The following is a 19068-nucleotide window of genomic DNA, read 5'->3' as shown; positions in this document are numbered from 1 at the left end:
AAAAATCAGGAACCGGTAAGATTGGCTGACGTTTGCTCAGCCGTTTTCTGGTCTGTCTGCCGGGAAGCGAATGTATGCATGACCATTCCCGCAATAATAATGAACAGTCCGGCAAATGAAAGAAGTGACGGAAACGCCGCGGATAAAAAGACGATTTCGCCGATCAGTGCAAAAAGAACTTCTCCGGATTGAGTCGCTTCAACAGCAGCGAGCTTCTGCGGCTCATTCCTCACCATATCGGTGGCGCGGAAAAATAATACTGTTGCGATAACGCCAGAGCTGAGTGCGACGATAAAGGATTGGAATGTCTGTCCCATTGACGGAAGCCCGTCTCTATGCCAGCCGAAAGCGGCGATCAAAAGCCAAAACGGAAGGCTTGCGAGCGTCATGCCGAGCACCCGCTGAAATGTATCGAGTTTTCCGCCGTATTGTTCCAGCATTTTGCGGTTGCCGAGCGGATAGGCAAAAGCGGCGATGACGACCGGCACCACGCTGAATAGTATCGTGCGGCCGGACAGAGAACCCGCATGCTGAAGCTGAATCAGACCGGCTCCGATCAGAATGATGACGGAAGTAACCAGCGAAATCAGCGGGATCTTTTGTCTGGCGGAAACCGGGCCCGCCGGTGAATGTTTTGTTTCGTAGAAAAACGGCGACAGAAGCACACCCGCGACAATTGTAATCTGCCACGTGCCCGCGATCAGCCAGCCCGGCCCATATGCCGCGGCAAACGTAATCGGGGCATAAAAAAGCACGAACCCGGTAAAACTCCACTTCAGCCAAAAAAACGGTTTTTTTCGGATTTCATGCCAGAGCGGCGCCCATTTTCCTTTCGCATAAACGATCAAAAATAAAAACGGAATCATAAAAAGAAAACGCAGGGAAGAGCTCCACATCCAGCTTCCGCCGGAAAGCTCCATCGCCCTGTTTAAAATAAATGTGACTGCGAAAAACAGAGATGCCAATATTCCGATCACGATGGCTTTCATTAAATCCCTCATTTTGACACATATTTTTTTATACTATACTATTCACCGGCAGGCTTCGCAATGGAATATGAGAAAATAGCGTTTTAATAAATGATGAATGGGAAACAGACATATACGGAGGTGAACACAATGCAGAAAGAGGATATTCAAGTGCTTTATTTCGAAGATGACGGCCGCATTCCGAATAACCCGAATCTTCCGCTTGTTATTTATAAAGCGGTATTTAATGAAGAAACGGTACAGAAAGCAGAGTCCGTCCTCCGCCGGCACGATTGGTCTAACAGCTGGACGGGCGGAGTATTTCCGTATCATCATTTTCACAGCACCACGCACGAAGTTCTTGTCGCGGTAAAAGGAACCGCGGTTTTGAGGTTCGGCGGAGAACAAGGAGCAGACGCCGTTCTTCAAACGGGGGATGCAGCGGTCATTCCGGCCGGCACCGGACATAAAAAACTGTCGGGCAGTTCTGATTTTACCGTGATCGGGGCTTATCCGGGCGGCCGGCAGTACGATACAAAAACGGAGAAAAATGATAGAACTTCAGAAGAAATCAGCCGTGTCCCGCTCCCGGAATGCGACCCCTTTACGGGAAAAACGGGCCCGCTATTAAAATTGTGGGAAAAATGACAGGGGAAAAGCGGATGGTCTGTAAAAAAATAGCCTGAAAGAAACGTTATTACACCCCCGCCATATAAATAATTTCATAAACGAAACAATTCACGTTCAAATTTTGTTCAAAAAGTGTTATTATATAAGAGTAAATCAAATTTGGGTTTTTTATGTTTGCTATTTTCAGAGAGGAAAAAGAAATTTTGACTTATTCAATTGTTTTTGTTGATATAAAAATAATACTGGATATGGCAAAGTGAAAAACTGGGTAGTAAACATTTATTTTTGTAAATGATTGTGCATGAATTCACAATCTTGCTTTTTCATGCTTTTTTGCATGAAGGGGGAAAGGCTACCCTTTCCAAAAAAATCAGCATACTGCTTATAGTAAAGGAGAATCGGATATGCCAGAAACAATCGATCAAACAAATGCATCTGTCAGCCAAGGCCAACGCGATCTTATTGATCAGCTGCTAAAACCTGAAGTTCAAGAATCACTGACTGTTTTAGTGGATCAGCTTCCAAAACTGACTGAGTTAGTAAATATTTTAACGAAGTCTTATGATTTTGCACAGTCTGTAGCGACAGACGAAGTATTGAAGAGCGATACAGTGGGTGCGCTTACAGAAATTCTTGAGCCGGTGAAAGAAACAGCGAAAGAAGTTGCGGCTACTGCGATCGAAGCAAAAGACCGCGCGGATGCAAGCAATGAAACGATCGGACTTTTCGGCCTGCTGCGCATGCTGAAAGATCCTCAAGCTCAAAAGCTGTTCCGTTTTGCTAACAGCTATCTTGAAATCATGAACGAAAAACAAAAATAATCTCAGATTCAAATTGATATAAAGGACGGAGGATATACGATGTCAAAACATATTGTCATTTTAGGCGCTGGTTACGGCGGAGTTCTTTCTGCTTTAACCGTTCGCAAACATTACAGTAAAGATGAAGCACGCGTAACCGTTGTGAACAAATACCCGACTCACCAAATCATTACAGAACTGCACCGCCTTGCAGCGGGCAACGTGTCTGAACAGGCTGTTGCTATGCCGCTTGAAAAACTTCTGAAAGGAAAAGACGTCGACATTAAAATCGCAGAAGTCAATTCTTTCTCAGTTGATAAGAAAGAAGTTGCCCTTTCTGACGGTTCTAAGCTGACTTATGACGCGCTTGTTGTCGGACTTGGTTCTGTTACGGCTTATTTCGGCATTCCTGGACTTGAAGAAAACAGCATGGTGCTGAAATCTGCTGCTGATGCCAACAAAGTATACAAACACGTGGAAGACCGTGTGCGTGAATACGCTAAAACGAAAAACGAAGCTGATGCAACGATCCTTATCGGCGGCGGCGGCTTAACAGGCGTTGAGCTTGTCGGTGAGCTTGCTGACATCATGCCGAACCTTACGAAAAAATACGGCGTAGATCCGAAAGAAATCAAACTGAAATTAGTAGAAGCAGGTCCGAAAATTCTTCCTGTTCTTCCTGATGACCTTATCGAGCGCGCGACAAAAAGTCTTGAAAAACGCGGCGTTGAGTTCTTAACAGGTCTTCCTGTTACAAATGTTGAAGGAAACGTTATTGATCTGAAAGACGGTTCAAAAGTCGTTGCCAACACATTTGTATGGACAGGCGGCGTACAAGGCAACCCGTTAGTCGGCGAATCCGGCCTTGAAGTGAACCGCGGCCGTGCGACGGTTAACGATTTCTTACAATCTACTTCTCACGAAGATGTATTCGTTGTCGGAGACAGCGCTGTATACTTTGCGCCGGACGGCCGTCCGTACCCGCCGACAGCGCAAATCGCTTGGCAGATGGGTGAACTTGTCGGTTACAACCTGTTCGCTTACTTAGAAGGAAAAACGCTTGAAACATTCAAGCCTGTAAACTCTGGTACGCTTGCAAGCCTCGGACGTAAAGACGCGGTTGCCATCATCGGAGCGAACTCTACTCCGCTGAAAGGTCTTCCGGCATCTTTAATGAAAGAAGCAAGTAACGTACGTTATTTAACACATATCAAAGGATTATTCAGCCTTGCTTACTAATCCTTAAGATCACACAGAAGACATTGCCGGACTTTCTCGGCAGTGTCTTTTTTTGTATGAAAATGTTAACGGATATACAATTTTCTGAAAAGTTAAATAAAAATGATTGATATGTGAGAAAGAGGAAGCTAAAATAAAAAAGAACCATTTTGTTAACGTTAACATTTTTAAGAGGGAGGATGAAAGTGTGAAAGCTTTTATGGGTGATGATTTTTTACTGGATAGTAAAACGGCCGTAAAGCTGTACCGGGAATACGCTGAAAACATGCCGATCATTGATTATCACTGTCACTTAAGCCCAAAGGAAATCTATGAAAATAAAACCTTCGCAACGATTACGGAGGCATGGCTTTACGGTGACCACTATAAGTGGCGGATCATGAGGGCCAACGGCATTGAAGAGCGCTGCATTACCGGAAACGCTTCAGATGAAGAGAAGTTTTTCGCCTGGGCAAAAACGGTGCCGATGGCGATAGGCAATCCGCTGTACAGCTGGACGCATTTAGAGCTGCAGCGCTGGTTCGGCATTTATGACGTATTGAATGAAAAAACGGCCGCGGCCATTTGGAAAAAAACGAATGAGCTCCTGCAGGGAGACGGGTTTGGCGCAAGGGATCTCATTCTGAAATCAAATGTCAAAGTCATTTGCACAACCGACGATCCTGCCGATGCGCTGACATACCACGAACTGTTGAAAGAAAGTGATTTTCCGGTTCAAGTGCTGCCCGGATTTCGGCCTGACAAAGGACTGGACATCAGCAGCCCGGGTTTTGCCGATTGGGTCCGTTCGCTGGAGAGCGCTTCCGGAATGGCTGTCACCACCTACCAATCGTATTTAGATGCGTTAGAGTCCCGCGTCCGCTTTTTTCACAATGCCGGGGGAAGAGTGTCGGATCATGCGTTAGATCAAATGGTTTATGCCGAGACGACCGAGGAGGAAGCGGCCCGGATTTTTGCAGCCGGATTAAGCGGAGAGCATGTGTCTTTTGAAGATGAAAAGAAATTCAAAACACGGACGCTGCAATATCTTTGCGGTCTTTACGCCGAACTGGACTGGGCGATGCAGTTCCATATTAACGCGTTAAGAAATACCAATACAAATAAGTTCAGCAGCCTCGGTCCTGATACGGGATATGACTCAATTAATGATGAACGTATCGCAAAACCGCTTGCCCGGCTGTTAGATTCCGCCGAAAAAAAGCGGCAATTGCCTAAAACGATTTTGTATTCTTTGAATCCGAATGACAACTATATTATCGCCAGCATGATCAACAGCTTTCAGGATGGGAAAACACCGGGGAAAATTCAATTTGGCACAGCCTGGTGGTTCAATGACACGAAAGATGGAATGCTCCAGCAAATGAAAGCGTTATCAAATATGGGCCTGTTCAGCCGTTTTATCGGGATGCTGACGGATTCAAGAAGTTTCCTGTCCTATCCCCGCCATGAATACTTCAGGCGGCTTGTCTGCACGCTGATCGGCGGCTGGGCTGAACAAGGCGAAGCGCCTTACGATATGGAGCTTTTAGGAAAGATTGTCGAGGGGATTTGTTACCGGAATGCTGAGGAATATTTCCGCTTTTAAAAAATGGAATGAAAGAGGTGGCCTATGAGTAATGTGCCTGTCGTGACAGCACCTGCCGTAAAAGTGAAGGAGCATAAGCTGAGTCTGAAAGAAAAAGTATCCTATGGTTTTGGAGATTTTGGGAACGGATTTATGTTTGATCTCGGGCAGATCTATTTGCTGAAGTTTTTCACAGATGTCGCAGGCATTCCGGCAGCGTTCGCCGGCAGTATTTTTTTGGTCAGCAAGCTGTTTGCGGCTTTGACTGATCCGATTGTCGGCTCGGCCATTGACTACAGAAAAAAGATCGGAACCCGTGGGAAATTCAGGCCGTACTTATTATTCGGAAGTATTATTCTTGCGGTCATGACCGTATTGATTTTTGTGTCACCGGACGTGAGCGTCACCTGGAAGCTTGTGTACGCCTATGCTTCTTACATGCTGTGGGGGGTCGCTTATTCTTTCGTCAATATTCCGTACGGCTCCCTCGGCGCGGCCATTACACAGGATGCGGAGGACAGAACGGCGCTTTCCGCATTCCGCCAGATCGGCTCCCTCGGCGCGCTGCTCATTACCAGTGTCATCGTCATCCCGATTCTCGTTCATTTTGATAACGTTCACATCGGCTACCCGGCAGTCATGGGAATGATGGCCGTAATCGGAATCGCGGGATTTATGATCTGCTACCGAAACTGCAAAGAAAGAATTATCGTCCGTGAAGCGCCGAAAGAAAAGCTGTCCGTTATGTCGGTTTTCAAATGCTTTATCGGCAACAAACCGCTTCTGACCGTCGTTTTCATGACGATTTTCTCAATATCGGCATATAACATTAAATCCGCTATGCTTGTTTACTTCGCCCAGTACAATCTCAACAATGCGGAGCTGATGTCCTACATGAGTTTTATCATCATCGGTTCTTCATTTTTAGGTGTTTTGTTTATGCCGAAACTCGTCAAACGTTTCGGAAAAAAGCAAACGGTGATGATCGGTTTTGCCGTCAGCGCCGCGGCTGATGCGCTGAATTTCTGTCTCCCGTCAAACGTATATATCTTTACGGCGTTAGCGAGCATTGCTTTTATTGGGATCAGCATACCAAACGGCATTACATGGGCGCTTGTGTCGGACATTATTGATTACGGAGAGTGGAAGACGGGTGAACGAAAGGAGGCGACGACATATTCGCTTTTCAACTTCTCCAGAAAACTCGCCCAATCTTTATCAGGTTTTCTTTCAGGCATCGGGCTGAGCGTTATCGGCTATATCCCGAATGCATCTCAGACAAAAGGCACGCTGATCGGGATTAAAGGGCTACTGCTGCTGTACCCGGCTTTCGCTTTAGCGTGCGCCATGCTGATTATCGGTTTGATGTATAAGCTGACGGACCGGCAGCATGCCGAGCTCGTTCAGGACTTACATCATGCAAAACCTCAACTTTAGTGATTTTATGGACTGTCCGTTAATGGTACAATAGAAATAAATGACAGCATACAGAAAGAAAGGAAAAACGATGGTAACCATAAAAGATATCGCAAAACTCGCCAACGTATCCCACACAACCGTATCCCGGGCACTTAACGGCAGCCCCTACATTAAAGAGCATACAAAACAGAAAATATTAGAGCTCGCTTCACAGCTGAATTACACACCGAATGTAAATGCAAAAAGCCTTGCCATGCAAAAGTCCCATACGATCGGACTGTTTTTTACAAGCATCACAAACGGAACCTCACACAGCTTTTTTTCCGATACCATCAAAGGTGTAAACCGCACAATCAGTGAGGAATACAATTTGTTCGTCCGCGCGATTGACGACCTGAAAAGCTTTGAAACCATTACGCCCATGAGATATGACGGAATCATTTTAATGAGCCAAAGCGACAGTGATAATTCATTTATTTATCATATCCGCGAGAAAAACATCCCGCTTGTCGTGCTGAACCGGGACATTGATGACCGGAGCATCACGAATATCCTGTCAAACGATAAAGAAGGCTCCAGACAGGCGGTCGACTGCCTGATCGCAAACGGACACAGAGATATCGCGATCATTGAGGGAAAGGAAGGATTCAGGTCAACTTCTCAGCGGAAAGAAGGCTATTTGACATCTTTAATTGATCATTCTATCCCGATTAAGCATGAATACAGTGTAAAAGGCCGCTATGATATGGAAAGCGGCAGTCAGGCGATGGAAAAACTCTTGGCGCTTCAATCACCGCCTACGGCTGTTTTTTGTTCAAACGATGATATGGCGATCGGGGCGATGAACGCCATTTTCGCCAAAGGCCTGAACGTTCCGGAAGATATATCCGTTATCGGGTTTGATGACATCGGCATTTCCCAATACATGACGCCGAGGCTTTCGACAGTAAAACGCCCGGTTGAAAACATCAGCATACTCGGCGCAGAGAAGATCTTGGCGCTAATCGCCGACCCGGATACGGCGGCGGAAAAAATATACGAAAACACCGAGGTGATGATAAGAGATTCAATTAAAAAACTCACATAACGGCCCGTCTGATTATCCGGGTTTTCGTACAGGAAAATGTTAACGTGTGCATAAATACAGAAGGAGGCGGACAGCTTGCGGCAGCTGAATAAAAAGATGTGCGGCGAATACATTCAATATCCTGAAAAAGTCCTTCAGTTCGGCGAAGGCAATTTTTTGCGGGCCTTCGCAGACTGGCAGATCGATCAATTGAATCAATTGACGGATTTTAACGGAAGCGTTGTCGCCGTACAGCCGAGAGGCTCTGAGAAAATCAAACGTTTAAACGAGCAGGACGGTTTATTTACGCTTTTTTTGCAGGGGATAAAGGACGGGAAACCGGCTGAAGAACACACGATCGTCAAATCCATCAGCCGCGGCATTGATCTTTTTTCTGACTATGATTCCTTTAAACGGCTGGCAGCACAAGAGGAGCTTCGTTTTATCATTTCCAATACGACAGAAGCGGGAATTACGTTTGGGAAAGGCGACCGGCTTGAGGATAGACCTCAAAAAACATTCCCCGGGAAATTAGCGGCGTTCCTTTATTTCCGCTATAAGGCATTTGCGGGTGACGCCGAGAAAGGGTGCATTGTGCTTCCATGTGAACTGGTCGAAGAAAACGGACGGAAACTGAAGGCTGCCGTGCTTCAATATGCCGGGCTGTGGGAGCTGGAGCCTGATTTTACTCAATGGATTCATGCCGCGAACATCTTCTGCAATACCCTCGTGGATCGGATTGTTCCCGGATTCCCTGTTGATACCGTAGAAGAACTTACCAATTTTCTCGGGTACGAAGACCGTCTGCTTGTGGTTGGTGAGCATTATTATTTGTGGGTGATAGAAGGGCCGGAACAGCTTCAGAATGAGCTTCCTTTTGCTGAGGCCGGGCTGAACGCACTGATTACGTCTGACCTTACGCCTTACAGGACAAAAAAGGTGAGAATCTTAAACGGCGCTCATACGGCATTGGCGCCAGTGGCTTTACTATACGGACTGCAAACCGTCCGGGAAGCGGCTGAGCACGAGGTGACGGGCAGGTTCATCGAAGAGCTGATCAATGAAGAAATCCTCCCTGTGCTGCAAATGGAGGGTGTCACCCAATACGCGGCAGATGTGTTACAGCGGTTTAAAAACCCTTATATCCAACATTATCTGCAAAGCATTACCCTTAACGCTGCCGTGAAATTCAAAACAAGAAACCTGCCGACGCTGAAGGCTTATATCGAACAGGAGGGCCGGCTACCTGAGAAGCTGGTATTTTCGTTCAGCGCCATGATCTATTCATACTGGAACGGACCGAACAACCCGGCTGACGGCGAGGAGGTTCTTCACCGTTTTCAAATGGCGCGGTCCCGTTGCAAAGATGATATGTTTCAAGCGGCATCTGCCATATTAGGAGAAGAGCGATTGTGGGGGGAGAATCTGAATCATCTTCCGGGGCTGACTGAACGAACGGCTTTTTTTCTGTCTGTCATTCATAAGCGGGGTATGAAGCATGCGTTACATGAATACTGCGGAAAAAAGGGGGAAGTGAAATGAAAGAGGTCATAAAAATCCATAAAAACGATAACGTGCTTCTCGCCATGCGCCATTTTAACAAAGGGGAGCGGCTGCATACAGACGGACTGACGATTGAAGTGAAGGACTCTGTAAAGCGGGGGCATAAAATCGCGCTGCAAACCATTGAAGAAAACGGCAGCATCATTAAATACGGTTTTTCGATCGGGCGTGCAACAAGGCGGATTTCGGCCGGCGAGCATATTCATACCCATAATCTGCAAACGAATTTATCCGATGTGCAAGAATACACGTATTCACCGCGCTTCGAGGACAATCCTTTTACAAATGAGAACCGGACATTTAAAGGCTACAGAAGAGAAAACGGTACATCCGGCGTCCGAAATGAACTGTGGATCGTACCTACAGTCGGCTGCGTAAACGGCGTCGCTGAGAAAATCCTGCAGCGCTTCGTAAAAGAGGCGAAAGACATTGCGCCCTTTGACAATGTGCTGGTTTTAAAGCACCAATACGGCTGCTCCCAGCTTGGCGATGATCATGAGAATACGAAACAAATGCTGATGAACGCCATCCGTCATCCAAATGCGGGCGGTGTGCTGGTTTTAGGGCTCGGCTGTGAAAATAATGAGCTGGCGGCGATTAGGAAAGCGCTTTCTGAAGTGAATGGAGATCGGGTGAAATTTCTCGAATCACAGGCTGTCACAGATGAAATTGAAGCGGGGACTGCGCTTCTTAAAGAGATACACCTTGCGGCAAAGGAAGATAAACGTGAGGAGATTCCGCTGTCAGAATTGAGCATCGGATTGAAATGCGGCGGGTCGGACGGTTTTTCCGGCATCACGGCAAACCCTTTATTAGGGAGATTTTCAGATTACTTGATTGCACAGGGAGGGAGCACGGTTTTAACGGAGGTGCCTGAGATGTTCGGCGCTGAGACGATTCTCATGCAGCGTGCGGCGAGTGAAGAAGTGTTTCATAAAACAGTCCGATTGATCAATGATTTCAAGCAATATTTTATGAAGCACGAGCAGCCGATTTATGAAAACCCGTCACCAGGGAATAAGGAAGGCGGCATTTCAACGCTCGAAGACAAGTCGCTCGGCTGCACCCAAAAAGCCGGTCTTGCACCGGTTTCTGATGTGCTGACATACGGTGAAACACTGAAAACAAAGGGATTGACACTGCTCAGTGCGCCCGGCAATGATTTAATCGCTTCTTCAGCGCTCGCCGCGGCGGGCTGTCACATCGTTTTGTTTACAACCGGAAGAGGCACGCCGTTCGGCACATTTGTCCCGACTGTGAAAGTATCAACAAATACTGATTTATTTCAATCAAAGCCTCATTGGATTGATTACGACGCGGGCAGATTGGCGGAAGACCAAACAACAGAAGATCACATTGTAAGAGATTTTATTCAATACATTATTAAAGTTGCAAGCGGAGAATTCGTCAATAACGAAAAAAACGATTTTCGGGAGCTTGCAATTTTCAAGTCCGGTGTGACGTTATAAGGGAAAGGGCGATCTGACAACAGACCGCCTTTTTTATATTAATTTTATTCCGCTGATTAAAATAATCGCCGCCATCACAAACTGCAGCGGGCGCGGTGAGAATTTCGGCGAAAAGAAGCTGCCGAGAAGCACACCCGGCACAGAGCCGATCAACAGATTCAATACAAGCAGGTAATCGACGCTTCCGAAGCTTGCGTTTAACAGACCGGCAGCCGTTACGAGCAGAAAGGCATGTGCGATATCCGTTCCCACTACTTCTGCCGTTTTCATTCTGAACAGGTATAACATGGCGATTGCAAATAACGAGCCGGACCCAATAGATGTCAGGCCGACGATGAAGCCGAAAATGACGCCGATCAGTATCATGAGTGTCCGCTTTTCTTCAAGCGTTTTTTGCTGCCAGCGGTTCGGCCGCAGTTTTTTATCGAAAAAAAGGCGGGCGATAATGGAAATGGCGACAAGGGTCAGCACGTAGCCGAGCGCCTGTTTGATAATCTGCTCCTGATGCTGGTGAAAAGCGGGAAACAAGTGAAGAACACCGATGGCGGCTGTTGCGCTGGGAACGCTCCCGAGCGCCAAATAGCCGACAAGTTTAAATTGAACGGTGCGCTGCTTCCAATGAGAAACGACACCGAACAGTTTGGTGATGGAGTTATATAAAAGGTCAGTGCCGACGGCGATTGAGGGGTTGATCCCCAAAACGATCAGTAAAGGAGTCAAAAGCGCCGCTCCTCCCACACCCGTCAATCCGACAAGCGTTCCGACAAAGAAACCCATAAACACAATGCTTACAGTCATCTGTGTGCCTCCTGAATAATCCTACTATTTTTATCAGATTATATATGATTAAGAGGCGGTAATCAATTAAATTTTCGGAAAATTTTATACAGAACAAAAAATCCGCCAGCCTGCTGTTATGTCGCAGACCGGCGGATGGCCGGATTATGATTTTTGCTGATAAAACGGAAGTTCCGTGTGGCCCATTTCTCTGACATACACGAAAAGATTGCCTTTATGATGAATTTCATGCTCCATGGCAAGCTGAAGGAGAGCAGCGCCGGTCACTTTTCTGCCGAAAGAGGCGGTCAGGTCAATTTCGCGGTTCAGCTGCTCTTCAGTCAGCTGTGACAGGATGTCTGTCGTTTTTTCAGTACATGCTTCCGCCAGTTTGACGAGGTCTGTTTCCGCTTCTTCTTTCGGTTTGTTCTGGATGGCTGATCCGTTTCCGTCGTTAATGACGTTTGCAAACATAAGAAAAGAATAAACGATGTGTTTTACAAGTTCCTGAGCGGACATTGATGTCTCTGCCGGTTTGTAGTCGTAATGCTCGCGGCTGATTTTTTCCGCCAGTTCAATCGTCACGTTTCGATGTGACAGAAAGTGGCTGACCAATTGATTTTGTGCTGTCATGTGAAAACCCCCATTTAATACAGAATAAAAGCTGCAAGGATATGCTATATCAACGGCACGGAAGAAACAAGCAATAAGCTTGTGACGGAGATAAATCGTTGCGGATATCCGAAATTCGACAATTGCGGTCTTTTTGCGTTCTTCTTTTTCTAGCAAATATGATAAAATATGACATATCTCGGTCATTCCAAAAGGGGGGATTTATTGAGGATGAAGCAGACTATTCCGTCCTCTTTTGTCGGGCTCAAAATTAATGAATGGTATACCCATATCCGGCAGTTTCACGTCCTTGAGGCGGAGCGCGTCAAACGTGAAGTAGAGAGAGAGATCGAGGATATGGAAGAAGATCAGGATCTGCTGCTGTATTATTCATTAATGGAATTCAGACACCGTGTCATGCTGGATTACATCAAGCCCTTAAAGGAGGACCCTTCTCAGCCTGAGTTTTCAGAATTATTGGAAGACATTGAAGGCAACCAGTATAAACTGACAGGACTGCTTGATTACTACTTTAATTTTTTTCGAGGAATGTACGAATTTAAACAGAAAATGTTCCTAAACGCCATGATGTATTACAAACGGGCTGAAAAAAACCTTGCACTCGTTTCTGATGACATCGAGAAAGCTGAGTTTGCTTTTAAAATGGCCGAGATATTTTACAACCTGAAACAAACCTACGTCTCCATGAGTTATGCCGTTCAAGCCCTTGAAACGTACCAATCGTATGAGACGTACAACGTCCGCAGAATCCAATGTGAATTCGTTATTGCAGGGAATTATGATGACATGCAGTATCCAGAAAGAGCATTGCCCCACTTAGAACTTGCTTTAGATCTTGCAAAACAAGAAGGCAATCCCCGTCTTATCAGTTCAGCCTTATATAATCTCGGAAACTGTTACGAAAAAATGGGAGACCTCTCTAAAGCAGCCGAATATTTTGAGACATCCGTTTCCATTTGCAGGTCAGAAAAGTTCGATAATCTTCCGCATTCTATTTACTCATTAACACAGGTTCTTTATAAACAGAACACTACAGCCGAAGCAGAGAAGCAATATCGCCTCGGGCTCAGTATCGCCCGCGAATACAATGATGAATTGTTTGTGAATCTGTTCCAATTTTTACATGCGTTATACGGCAAGGAAATGGATAACGCATCCGTCAGGCACACGTTTGATTTTCTGGAAGAACACATGCTGTATCCGTATGTGGAAGAATTGGCGCATGACGCTGCCAAATTTTACATGAAACACGGACAGCCTGAAAAAGCGCTCACGTTTTATGAAAAAATGGTGCACGCCCAAAAACAAATCCAGAGAGGAGATTGTCTATATGAAATCTAAACTGTTGTCAGGATTGCTGCTTGTTGCTGTCGGGTTCAGCTTTACACAGGTGATCGGCCATGAAAGCCATTTGGAAAACCAAGCGGACGGCACATTCCATATTGCCGCGCGCAACCAAACATAACATAAAGACCCTTCTTTGGAAGGGTCTTATTTTTTGCATGCGTATCCATTCCATTTTTATCCGAATGCGGGGTCTATATGCTCAAGTTATCTGTCCTACGAATGCCACCTATTGATGAAAAAGGCATAAGGAGAGATGAAGAGTGGGGATTGAAGTGAAAAAACGGCTCGTATCGGCTGATAAATATGCGTTAAAATGTCCGAATCCGATGACACCGGAGTATATTACCATTCATAACACGGCAAACGACGCATCCGCAGCTAATGAAATCAGCTATATGACGGGAAACAGCGAATCAACGAGCTATCATTTTGCGGTTGATGACAAAGAAGTGATCCAGGGAATTCCGTTGGACCGGAATGCCTGGCATTCGGGAGACGGCACGAACGGTACCGGAAACCGTAAGTCGATTGCTATAGAAATCTGTTACAGTAAGTCAGGCGGCGAACGGTACAGAGCTGCAGAAGAACTGGCAATTGCGTTTGCGGCGCAGCTTTTGAAAGAACGGGGCTGGGGGATTGACAGAATCAGAAAGCATCAGGACTGGAACGGAAAGTACTGCCCGCACCGCATTTTGTCTGAAGGCCGCTGGGATGAAGTGAAGGCGAAGATTGAAAAGAAATTAAGCGGGAGTATGCCGGCGAAAAAAGCCTCTATTTCTTCTTCCGCGTCTGAATACCATGTGAAAAAAGGCGACACCTTATCGGAAATCGCCGCATCGCACGGTGTCAGCGTAAAATCGCTGCAAAGCATCAACCATATCACCGATCCGAATCACATTACAGTCGGACAAGTGATCAAGCTCGCTCAGACGGGTTCTTCTTCAAAAAGTCAGGCTGTGTCTTCCTATCCGCTTCCATCCGGTGTGATCAAAGTGACGAAACCGCTGACGAAAGGGGAGAACGTAAAACAAGTGCAAAACGCTTTATCCGCTCTTTATTTTTATCCCGATAAAGGAGCAAAAAATCATGGGGCGGACGGCGTTTACGGCCCGAAAACGGCAAATGCCGTAAAACGTTTTCAATCCGTCAGCGGATTAACGGCAGACGGAATTTACGGTCCGAAAACGAAGGCGAAAATAGAAGAAAAACTGTAATCAATAAAACGGAAGCTCCCCGGGCTTCCGTTTCTTCTTACATACAAACTGCGGCAAGGGCCTTTTGAATATCATAAATGCTTTCATCTTTTTTAAACTGCTTTGAGACAGCGGGAAGTTCCGCGCCTGAAATCCAAATTTTCAGCTCTGAATCAAGGTCAAAGCGGCCGGCGGTTTCTACGCTGAATCTGGAAATGCTCTTGTACGGAATGGATTGAATCTCCGTTTTCTTCCCCGTGAGTCCCTGTTTATCAACAAGAATAAGACGCTTATCCGTAAAGACAATGATATCTCGGACAAGCTTAAATGCGGCGTTGACATTCTCACCTTCCAGCAGAATACGGGCCAGTTCTGCTTTTGCTTCAGCCGTCGATATTGTTGACGCATTGCCCAGCAATCCATTGATGAACCCCATGATATATCCCCCCTGTTAAGTATTCTATCAAATCATACTATAAAAAGGTTTCCATTCCCAGATGAGTAGAGTAAACTGGTGCTGACTGGAAAAGGAGAGCATGTTACACATGAAAGATAGATATGACAATTTCGCAGCCCTTTCAGCTGCTGAATCAGAATACAGAATTATTTATGAAGAAAAAGAGGGAAGTAAATGTATCGTCCTCGCTCCCCACGGCGGCAGGATTGAGCCGGGAGTCAGTGAGCTGGTGCGGGTATTTTCTGACCAAAGCTCAATTTATTTATTTGAAGGAACGAAGCGGTGCGATAACCGTTCTCTCCATTTGACAAGCACACGCTTTGACGAACCCCTGGCTTTAGAAAAAGTGACCGCCCATCATTACGCATTGGCTTTTCATGGGTATCATGATCTGAAAAAGGCAAATACACTCGTCGGGGGCGCGGATCTGGAAAAAGCAAGACTGATTTGTGATCTGCTGCGTGAAGCGGGATTTGATGCCGAGCTGACAGAGAAGAATGATCGGCTGGCAGGTGTAAATCCCGGCAACATTGTCAATCGGACAAAAAGGAAAATGGGGCTGCAATTGGAAGTGAGCACGGCGCAGAGACACGCGCTGTTCAGCAATTTTGGCTGCCGGGGAGAAAAATATACGCCAACCGATCTGTTTTTTCGGTATGTAGAAGCCGTGAAGGCCGGTTTTTATGATAAATGAACAGGGGGCCCGTTCTTACATTCACTGGAGCTATGCGGCGCAAGAAGTGCTTGGCGGGCAGCACGGATTTAAAATGCTGACACTCTGCCGGCGGAGAATCGCTAATTTTCAATAAAATACGGCGTTTTTTCCTCAGCGGCATGCAAGTGTGTCTGTCCGCTTTCATAATACCCATTCGGCCGCTTGTCGGATAACAGACAAGTGAGCCGCTTCTGAAATTGAATACCTGCTTTACGCCGTTCAAACAGCTCCAGCCTTTTTTCCGCAAATGATGCCGTCACCCGGAAAGCGGCTGCGATTAAAATGACGGCGTGGCTCCTCCGCTGGGGAAGCTCCATGTTTAACAGCATAAAGGTCGGCACACAGAAGTGGTACATAAAATGGTTGGCCTGAAATTCCTGCAGTTCCCTGAACAGCTTGTTCATATGAAAATGGTTGCCGGTATGCTTCAGCACGTGGCACAGTTCGTGCGCAAAATCCTGCCATTGCTCTTCGGGTGACTTTTTTTGATTCAGGACGATGCTGTACATGCCGTCCCGCTTCAGCATCATACTGTGCGTATCTTCAAAATGAATCCAAATGTCAAGCTCCTTGGCAATCATCTGCATATCAATATGGAGAGGGGCGGTCATTCCCATGCGGCAATATAAGTTTTTGACGTATTCCTCAAGATGTGTTAAAAAATCGCCCAATTGAATACACCCTTTCGAACATATGTTCTTTTTTAAGCGAGAAAGAAAAGCCCTGATCGGACTTTGAATCAATTCCCTTTTCTTTTAAAAATAAACATTCAGCTTTTATATCGGCTGAACGTTAAGCAGTTTAAAGGAAAAGAGCGGATTATTTATGTTTCGGCCTGCGGTTTTTCTCTTTTTCTTTTAAATAATTAATGAATTCAATGGCCTGCTGCTTGCTTTCCGGGGAAAAGTCCTGCATGTCCCGATATGCGATCTGCAGGTCGGGATCGGCAAACATGTCTTCATCTGAAGGTTCTTTTCCGGTTAACAAATAATCAGTCGACACTTTGAAATAATCCGCAAGCTTTTGCAGCGTGTCGTAATCGGGTTCAGATCGGCCGTTTTCATAATGAGAATATCTGGCGCGCGAGACACCGATATGATTTGCGACTTCTTCCTGCGTTTTCTTTCCTCTGAGACTCTTTAATCTTCCGCCTATCATCCGAATGACCTCTCTTTTTTCAACACCCTAAGTTACTTATGATTATAGATACAAAATGTATCAAAATAAAGTGATGATAAAAAAAGTATCAAAAAGGTCTTGATGATACGAACTGTATCATATATAATCAACATCATAAGGATACGAGATGTATCAAATTACGATAAGAAATTGATCAGGAGGGTGAGAGATGCAGCCGATAATCATCCGTTTCAGCAGCAATCCGGCTGATCAGAGATGTTTAGGAAAAGCAGGCGGTTCGATATCTTTTACCGCTTGCGGACTACCGGTATTCCGATTTGATAACCGATTGCAGTATGAACGCTATATAAGTCTGAAGACAAACGGAGACGTCCAATATGAATCGTAAAAGCTACCCGTTTTTCATCTATTCCGGATTATTGAATTCAGAACATTATGACAAAATAGGGTCCGCCATATGGCTGTTTTTATGGTTCATCAGCTCAACGACAAAGGAACACGTAAAAGACGGCATAAAGTGGGGGATCGTCCTCGGACATAAGCCCGTAAAAGCAAAAGAAATGGCCGACGTATTTGCCGTCAGCGAAAAAACCGTCAGACGGTGGCTTGAGGTTTTGGAACAGCATGAATATATCAAAACCGTCCGCGCCCCTTACGGACTCATCGTCTCCGTAAAGTACTCGAAAAGATTCACGCAGAAAAAGACATTGACCCGCCCGGAAGTCACAGACCGGACAATATCGGCGGATCACCGGGACAAAAATGTCCGGAGAGAAATAGATATAACAAAAAATCATACTGCTGAAGAAGCGATTAACGACATTGCCGCCCATTTTATCAGATTAAGGTCTGCACAGGAGGGGCGGAGCGTATACCCGTCGCCCCGGGATTATCAGGCCATCGCCCGTATTGTTTCCCTCGGTGCGTCAGCACAAGAAGCAATCAAATGGCTCGGCGAATGCTTTACCGCTTTTGAACAGCGGCGCACCTCTTCAGCTGAAACGATCAAGGCTTTCAGCTATTGCGCCAAGTATATGGAAGACCGCTTGAATGCACGAATTGCGGGAAGGACAATCACAACAAAAAAAGAGAGGAATACGATACATGACAAAACGAACGATCGAGCAGATACTGGCCGACCTGAAAAACGGAAAACGTCCATTACTGGCGGACAGACCGGAAGAATCAGACGAAAGCCGCTTTGACTGTCCGCTCTGTAAAGATCAGGGCGGTTATCTCAAAAACCAGCTTGGAATAGATGTGTGGGTTAAGTGCTGCTGCGCCGCCGAACGAAAAGCAGAGCGCATCCTCAGCGCAAGTGAGATTACAGGCGCCTTTCGGAAGCTGGATTTCAAAGGATTTATCACGCGGGGCAAGCCTCAGGCAGTCGTCGACGCATATGAGTGCGCCCTTGAATATGTTGAAAACTTCGACAAGATTAAAAACTGCCGGAAAAACAGCATTGCCCTTTTAGGGCGTCCGGGGTCGGGAAAAACCCATCTTTTGACCGCTCTCAGCAATTATGTCATGAGACAGAAGCAGACACCGGTGCTGTATTTTCCTTTTGTGGAGGGCTTTACGGATTTAAAAAATGATTTTGATCTGCTTGATGAAAAGCTTGGCCGTATGAAACAGGCGGATGTGCTTTTTATTGACGATCTGTTCAAACCGCTGAACGGAAAACCCCGGGCGACCGATTGGCAGATTGAACAAATGTACGCCGTCGTGAATTACCGCTATTTAAATCATAAGCCGGTTCTTATCTCGAGCGAGCTGGCCTGTGACGGACTGGTGCAGGTTGATGAAGCCTTAGGCACAAGAATTTATGAGATGTGCAGCGATTATTTAGTCATCATTAATGGCAATTCATTTGACGTAAACCACAGATTAGAGGGGGCGAGATAATGTGTAAGCTGTGCGGGCCGAAGAAGGTCATTGTGACGGAAACGGGTTTCGGCGCTGTCTTTCACCCTTGCCCGAACTGCAAAACAGGCACTGATTTAACGCCGGTCATTAAACGTCTTGAGCGAATGGTTCAAGACGCAAAAGCGAGGCTTGATGCACGTGTATAAATATATCAAATGGCTT

Annotated in this window: 23 protein-coding genes; 17 read left to right on the top strand and 6 right to left on the bottom strand. The window is 46.0% G+C overall.

Annotated elements, in window-relative coordinates; translation table 11 throughout:
- Window positions 1–5: 5 nt before the first annotated feature.
- Window positions 6–989 carry a multidrug resistance efflux transporter family protein gene (locus tag OTK50_RS03260; protein WP_029325858.1) on the bottom strand — a complete coding sequence of 328 codons (984 nt, stop codon included), beginning with the start codon at window positions 987–989 and terminating at the stop codon, window positions 6–8.
- A 129-nt stretch (window positions 990–1118) separates the two neighbouring features.
- Between OTK50_RS03260 and OTK50_RS03255 the strand changes: the two genes are divergently transcribed.
- The 8 genes from OTK50_RS03255 to OTK50_RS03220 all read left to right on the top strand — a co-directional run bounded on the left by OTK50_RS03255 (window position 1119) and on the right by OTK50_RS03220 (window position 10718).
- Complete coding sequence (locus OTK50_RS03255) at window positions 1119–1616, top strand: cupin domain-containing protein (protein ID WP_015388368.1); 498 nt, start codon at window positions 1119–1121, stop codon at window positions 1614–1616.
- A gap of 386 nt (window positions 1617–2002) precedes the next feature.
- Window positions 2003–2419: a DUF1641 domain-containing protein gene (locus OTK50_RS03250; RefSeq protein WP_003154908.1), complete on the top strand. Its 417-nt coding sequence runs from the start codon at window positions 2003–2005 to the stop codon at window positions 2417–2419.
- A 39-nt stretch (window positions 2420–2458) separates the two neighbouring features.
- Window positions 2459–3637, top strand: a complete 1179-nt coding sequence (locus tag OTK50_RS03245; RefSeq protein WP_014417508.1) for an NAD(P)/FAD-dependent oxidoreductase — start codon at window positions 2459–2461, stop codon at window positions 3635–3637.
- A gap of 187 nt (window positions 3638–3824) precedes the next feature.
- Window positions 3825–5222: a glucuronate isomerase gene (gene uxaC, locus OTK50_RS03240; protein ID WP_132106218.1), complete on the top strand. Its 1398-nt coding sequence runs from the start codon at window positions 3825–3827 to the stop codon at window positions 5220–5222.
- A gap of 24 nt (window positions 5223–5246) precedes the next feature.
- Window positions 5247–6638 (top strand): MFS transporter, encoded by a 1392-nt coding sequence (locus tag OTK50_RS03235; RefSeq protein WP_224224195.1) that lies wholly within the window; start codon window positions 5247–5249, stop codon window positions 6636–6638.
- 70 nt (window positions 6639–6708) lie between these two features.
- A complete protein-coding gene (locus OTK50_RS03230) occupies window positions 6709–7707 on the top strand; it encodes a LacI family DNA-binding transcriptional regulator (protein WP_007407297.1) in 999 nt (332 codons plus the stop codon).
- Window positions 7708–7782: 75 nt separating this feature from the next.
- A complete protein-coding gene (locus OTK50_RS03225; RefSeq protein WP_224224196.1) occupies window positions 7783–9228 on the top strand; it encodes a tagaturonate reductase in 1446 nt (481 codons plus the stop codon).
- Window positions 9225–10718: a UxaA family hydrolase gene (locus tag OTK50_RS03220; protein WP_224224197.1), complete on the top strand. Its 1494-nt coding sequence runs from the start codon at window positions 9225–9227 to the stop codon at window positions 10716–10718. Before OTK50_RS03225 ends, OTK50_RS03220 begins: the two co-directional genes overlap by 4 nt.
- Before the next feature lie 33 nt (window positions 10719–10751).
- Here the strand turns inward: OTK50_RS03220 and OTK50_RS03215 are convergent, their stop codons facing one another.
- Together OTK50_RS03215 and OTK50_RS03210 are read right to left on the bottom strand one after the other, a co-directional pair.
- Window positions 10752–11516 (bottom strand): sulfite exporter TauE/SafE family protein, encoded by a 765-nt coding sequence (locus OTK50_RS03215; protein WP_224224198.1) that lies wholly within the window; start codon window positions 11514–11516, stop codon window positions 10752–10754.
- Window positions 11517–11660: 144 nt separating this feature from the next.
- On the bottom strand, window positions 11661–12128 hold the full coding sequence (locus OTK50_RS03210; protein ID WP_021494037.1) for a DinB family protein: 468 nt from the start codon (window positions 12126–12128) through the stop codon (window positions 11661–11663).
- Between the two features lie 204 nt (window positions 12129–12332).
- Between OTK50_RS03210 and OTK50_RS03205 the strand changes: the two genes are divergently transcribed.
- The 3 genes from OTK50_RS03205 (at window position 12333) to OTK50_RS03195 (ending at window position 14689) form a co-directional block, all read left to right on the top strand.
- Window positions 12333–13469: a Rap family tetratricopeptide repeat protein gene (locus OTK50_RS03205; protein WP_087920760.1), complete on the top strand. Its 1137-nt coding sequence runs from the start codon at window positions 12333–12335 to the stop codon at window positions 13467–13469.
- The gene (locus OTK50_RS03200; protein WP_003154881.1) at window positions 13459–13593 is read left to right on the top strand and encodes a PhrA family phosphatase inhibitor; all 135 of its coding nucleotides are present in this window, start codon (window positions 13459–13461) and stop codon (window positions 13591–13593) included. The genes OTK50_RS03205 and OTK50_RS03200 overlap by 11 nt, the downstream gene beginning before the upstream one ends.
- 142 nt (window positions 13594–13735) lie before the next feature.
- Window positions 13736–14689, top strand: a complete 954-nt coding sequence (locus OTK50_RS03195) for an N-acetylmuramoyl-L-alanine amidase (protein ID WP_045207161.1) — start codon at window positions 13736–13738, stop codon at window positions 14687–14689.
- A 37-nt stretch (window positions 14690–14726) separates the two neighbouring features.
- Here the strand turns inward: OTK50_RS03195 and OTK50_RS03190 are convergent, their stop codons facing one another.
- Window positions 14727–15104, bottom strand: a complete 378-nt coding sequence (locus tag OTK50_RS03190; protein WP_007610770.1) for a PH domain-containing protein — start codon at window positions 15102–15104, stop codon at window positions 14727–14729.
- Between the two features lie 109 nt (window positions 15105–15213).
- Between OTK50_RS03190 and OTK50_RS03185 the strand changes: the two genes are divergently transcribed.
- Together OTK50_RS03185 and OTK50_RS03180 are read left to right on the top strand one after the other, a co-directional pair.
- Window positions 15214–15819: a poly-gamma-glutamate hydrolase family protein gene (locus OTK50_RS03185; RefSeq protein WP_224224199.1), complete on the top strand. Its 606-nt coding sequence runs from the start codon at window positions 15214–15216 to the stop codon at window positions 15817–15819.
- Complete coding sequence (locus OTK50_RS03180) at window positions 15809–15934, top strand: hypothetical protein (RefSeq protein ID WP_263433484.1); 126 nt, start codon at window positions 15809–15811, stop codon at window positions 15932–15934. The genes OTK50_RS03185 and OTK50_RS03180 overlap by 11 nt, the downstream gene beginning before the upstream one ends.
- Here OTK50_RS03180 and OTK50_RS03175 read toward each other — a convergent pair.
- The gene (locus OTK50_RS03175) at window positions 15921–16511 is read right to left on the bottom strand and encodes an ImmA/IrrE family metallo-endopeptidase (RefSeq protein ID WP_014417517.1); all 591 of its coding nucleotides are present in this window, start codon (window positions 16509–16511) and stop codon (window positions 15921–15923) included. The genes OTK50_RS03180 and OTK50_RS03175 overlap by 14 nt on opposite strands.
- A 148-nt stretch (window positions 16512–16659) precedes the next feature.
- Entirely contained in the window at window positions 16660–16998 is a 339-nt protein-coding gene (gene xre, locus OTK50_RS03170) for an HTH-type transcriptional regulator Xre (protein WP_003154871.1), read from the bottom strand.
- 190 nt (window positions 16999–17188) lie between these two features.
- Between xre and OTK50_RS03165 the strand changes: the two genes are divergently transcribed.
- From OTK50_RS03165 to OTK50_RS03150, 4 genes are read left to right on the top strand one after another with little or no spacing between them, the layout of a single operon-like run.
- Window positions 17189–17368 carry a hypothetical protein gene (locus OTK50_RS03165; RefSeq protein ID WP_029325864.1) on the top strand — a complete coding sequence of 60 codons (180 nt, stop codon included), beginning with the start codon at window positions 17189–17191 and terminating at the stop codon, window positions 17366–17368.
- Window positions 17358–18185, top strand: coding sequence for a phage portal protein (locus OTK50_RS03160; protein ID WP_224224200.1), 828 nt, complete (start codon window positions 17358–17360; stop codon window positions 18183–18185). The genes OTK50_RS03165 and OTK50_RS03160 overlap by 11 nt, the downstream gene beginning before the upstream one ends.
- Window positions 18085–18885: an ATP-binding protein gene (locus OTK50_RS03155; protein WP_045207163.1), complete on the top strand. Its 801-nt coding sequence runs from the start codon at window positions 18085–18087 to the stop codon at window positions 18883–18885. Before OTK50_RS03160 ends, OTK50_RS03155 begins: the two co-directional genes overlap by 101 nt.
- Window positions 18885–19052: a hypothetical protein gene (locus OTK50_RS03150; protein WP_003154863.1), complete on the top strand. Its 168-nt coding sequence runs from the start codon at window positions 18885–18887 to the stop codon at window positions 19050–19052. Before OTK50_RS03155 ends, OTK50_RS03150 begins: the two co-directional genes overlap by 1 nt.
- Window positions 19053–19068: the final 16 nt, after the last annotated feature.

It is taken from the genome of Bacillus sp. NEAU-CP5, assembly GCF_026420705.1.
Lineage (GTDB): Bacteria > Bacillota > Bacilli > Bacillales > Bacillaceae > Bacillus > Bacillus velezensis.
This window is presented reverse-complemented; position numbering and strand designations above follow the sequence as displayed.

Coding starts and splice junctions, on each gene's coding strand:
- OTK50_RS03160 (WP_224224200.1), top strand. CDS start 17,358: ATGAATCGTAAAAGCTACCCGTTTTTCATCTATTCCGGATTATTGAAT.
- OTK50_RS03215 (WP_224224198.1), bottom strand. CDS start 11,516: ATGACTGTAAGCATTGTGTTTATGGGTTTCTTTGTCGGAACGCTTGTC.
- OTK50_RS03235 (WP_224224195.1), top strand. CDS start 5,247: ATGAGTAATGTGCCTGTCGTGACAGCACCTGCCGTAAAAGTGAAGGAG.
- OTK50_RS03155 (WP_045207163.1), top strand. CDS start 18,085: ATGACAAAACGAACGATCGAGCAGATACTGGCCGACCTGAAAAACGGA.
- OTK50_RS03180 (WP_263433484.1), top strand. CDS start 15,809: ATGATAAATGAACAGGGGGCCCGTTCTTACATTCACTGGAGCTATGCG.
- OTK50_RS03185 (WP_224224199.1), top strand. CDS start 15,214: ATGAAAGATAGATATGACAATTTCGCAGCCCTTTCAGCTGCTGAATCA.
- OTK50_RS03190 (WP_007610770.1), bottom strand. CDS start 15,104: ATGGGGTTCATCAATGGATTGCTGGGCAATGCGTCAACAATATCGACG.
- OTK50_RS03260 (WP_029325858.1), bottom strand. CDS start 989: ATGAAAGCCATCGTGATCGGAATATTGGCATCTCTGTTTTTCGCAGTC.
- OTK50_RS03230 (WP_007407297.1), top strand. CDS start 6,709: ATGGTAACCATAAAAGATATCGCAAAACTCGCCAACGTATCCCACACA.
- OTK50_RS03200 (WP_003154881.1), top strand. CDS start 13,459: ATGAAATCTAAACTGTTGTCAGGATTGCTGCTTGTTGCTGTCGGGTTC.
- OTK50_RS03245 (WP_014417508.1), top strand. CDS start 2,459: ATGTCAAAACATATTGTCATTTTAGGCGCTGGTTACGGCGGAGTTCTT.
- OTK50_RS03165 (WP_029325864.1), top strand. CDS start 17,189: ATGCAGCCGATAATCATCCGTTTCAGCAGCAATCCGGCTGATCAGAGA.
- OTK50_RS03250 (WP_003154908.1), top strand. CDS start 2,003: ATGCCAGAAACAATCGATCAAACAAATGCATCTGTCAGCCAAGGCCAA.
- OTK50_RS03210 (WP_021494037.1), bottom strand. CDS start 12,128: ATGACAGCACAAAATCAATTGGTCAGCCACTTTCTGTCACATCGAAAC.
- xre (WP_003154871.1), bottom strand. CDS start 16,998: ATGATAGGCGGAAGATTAAAGAGTCTCAGAGGAAAGAAAACGCAGGAA.
- OTK50_RS03220 (WP_224224197.1), top strand. CDS start 9,225: ATGAAAGAGGTCATAAAAATCCATAAAAACGATAACGTGCTTCTCGCC.
- OTK50_RS03255 (WP_015388368.1), top strand. CDS start 1,119: ATGCAGAAAGAGGATATTCAAGTGCTTTATTTCGAAGATGACGGCCGC.
- OTK50_RS03150 (WP_003154863.1), top strand. CDS start 18,885: ATGTGTAAGCTGTGCGGGCCGAAGAAGGTCATTGTGACGGAAACGGGT.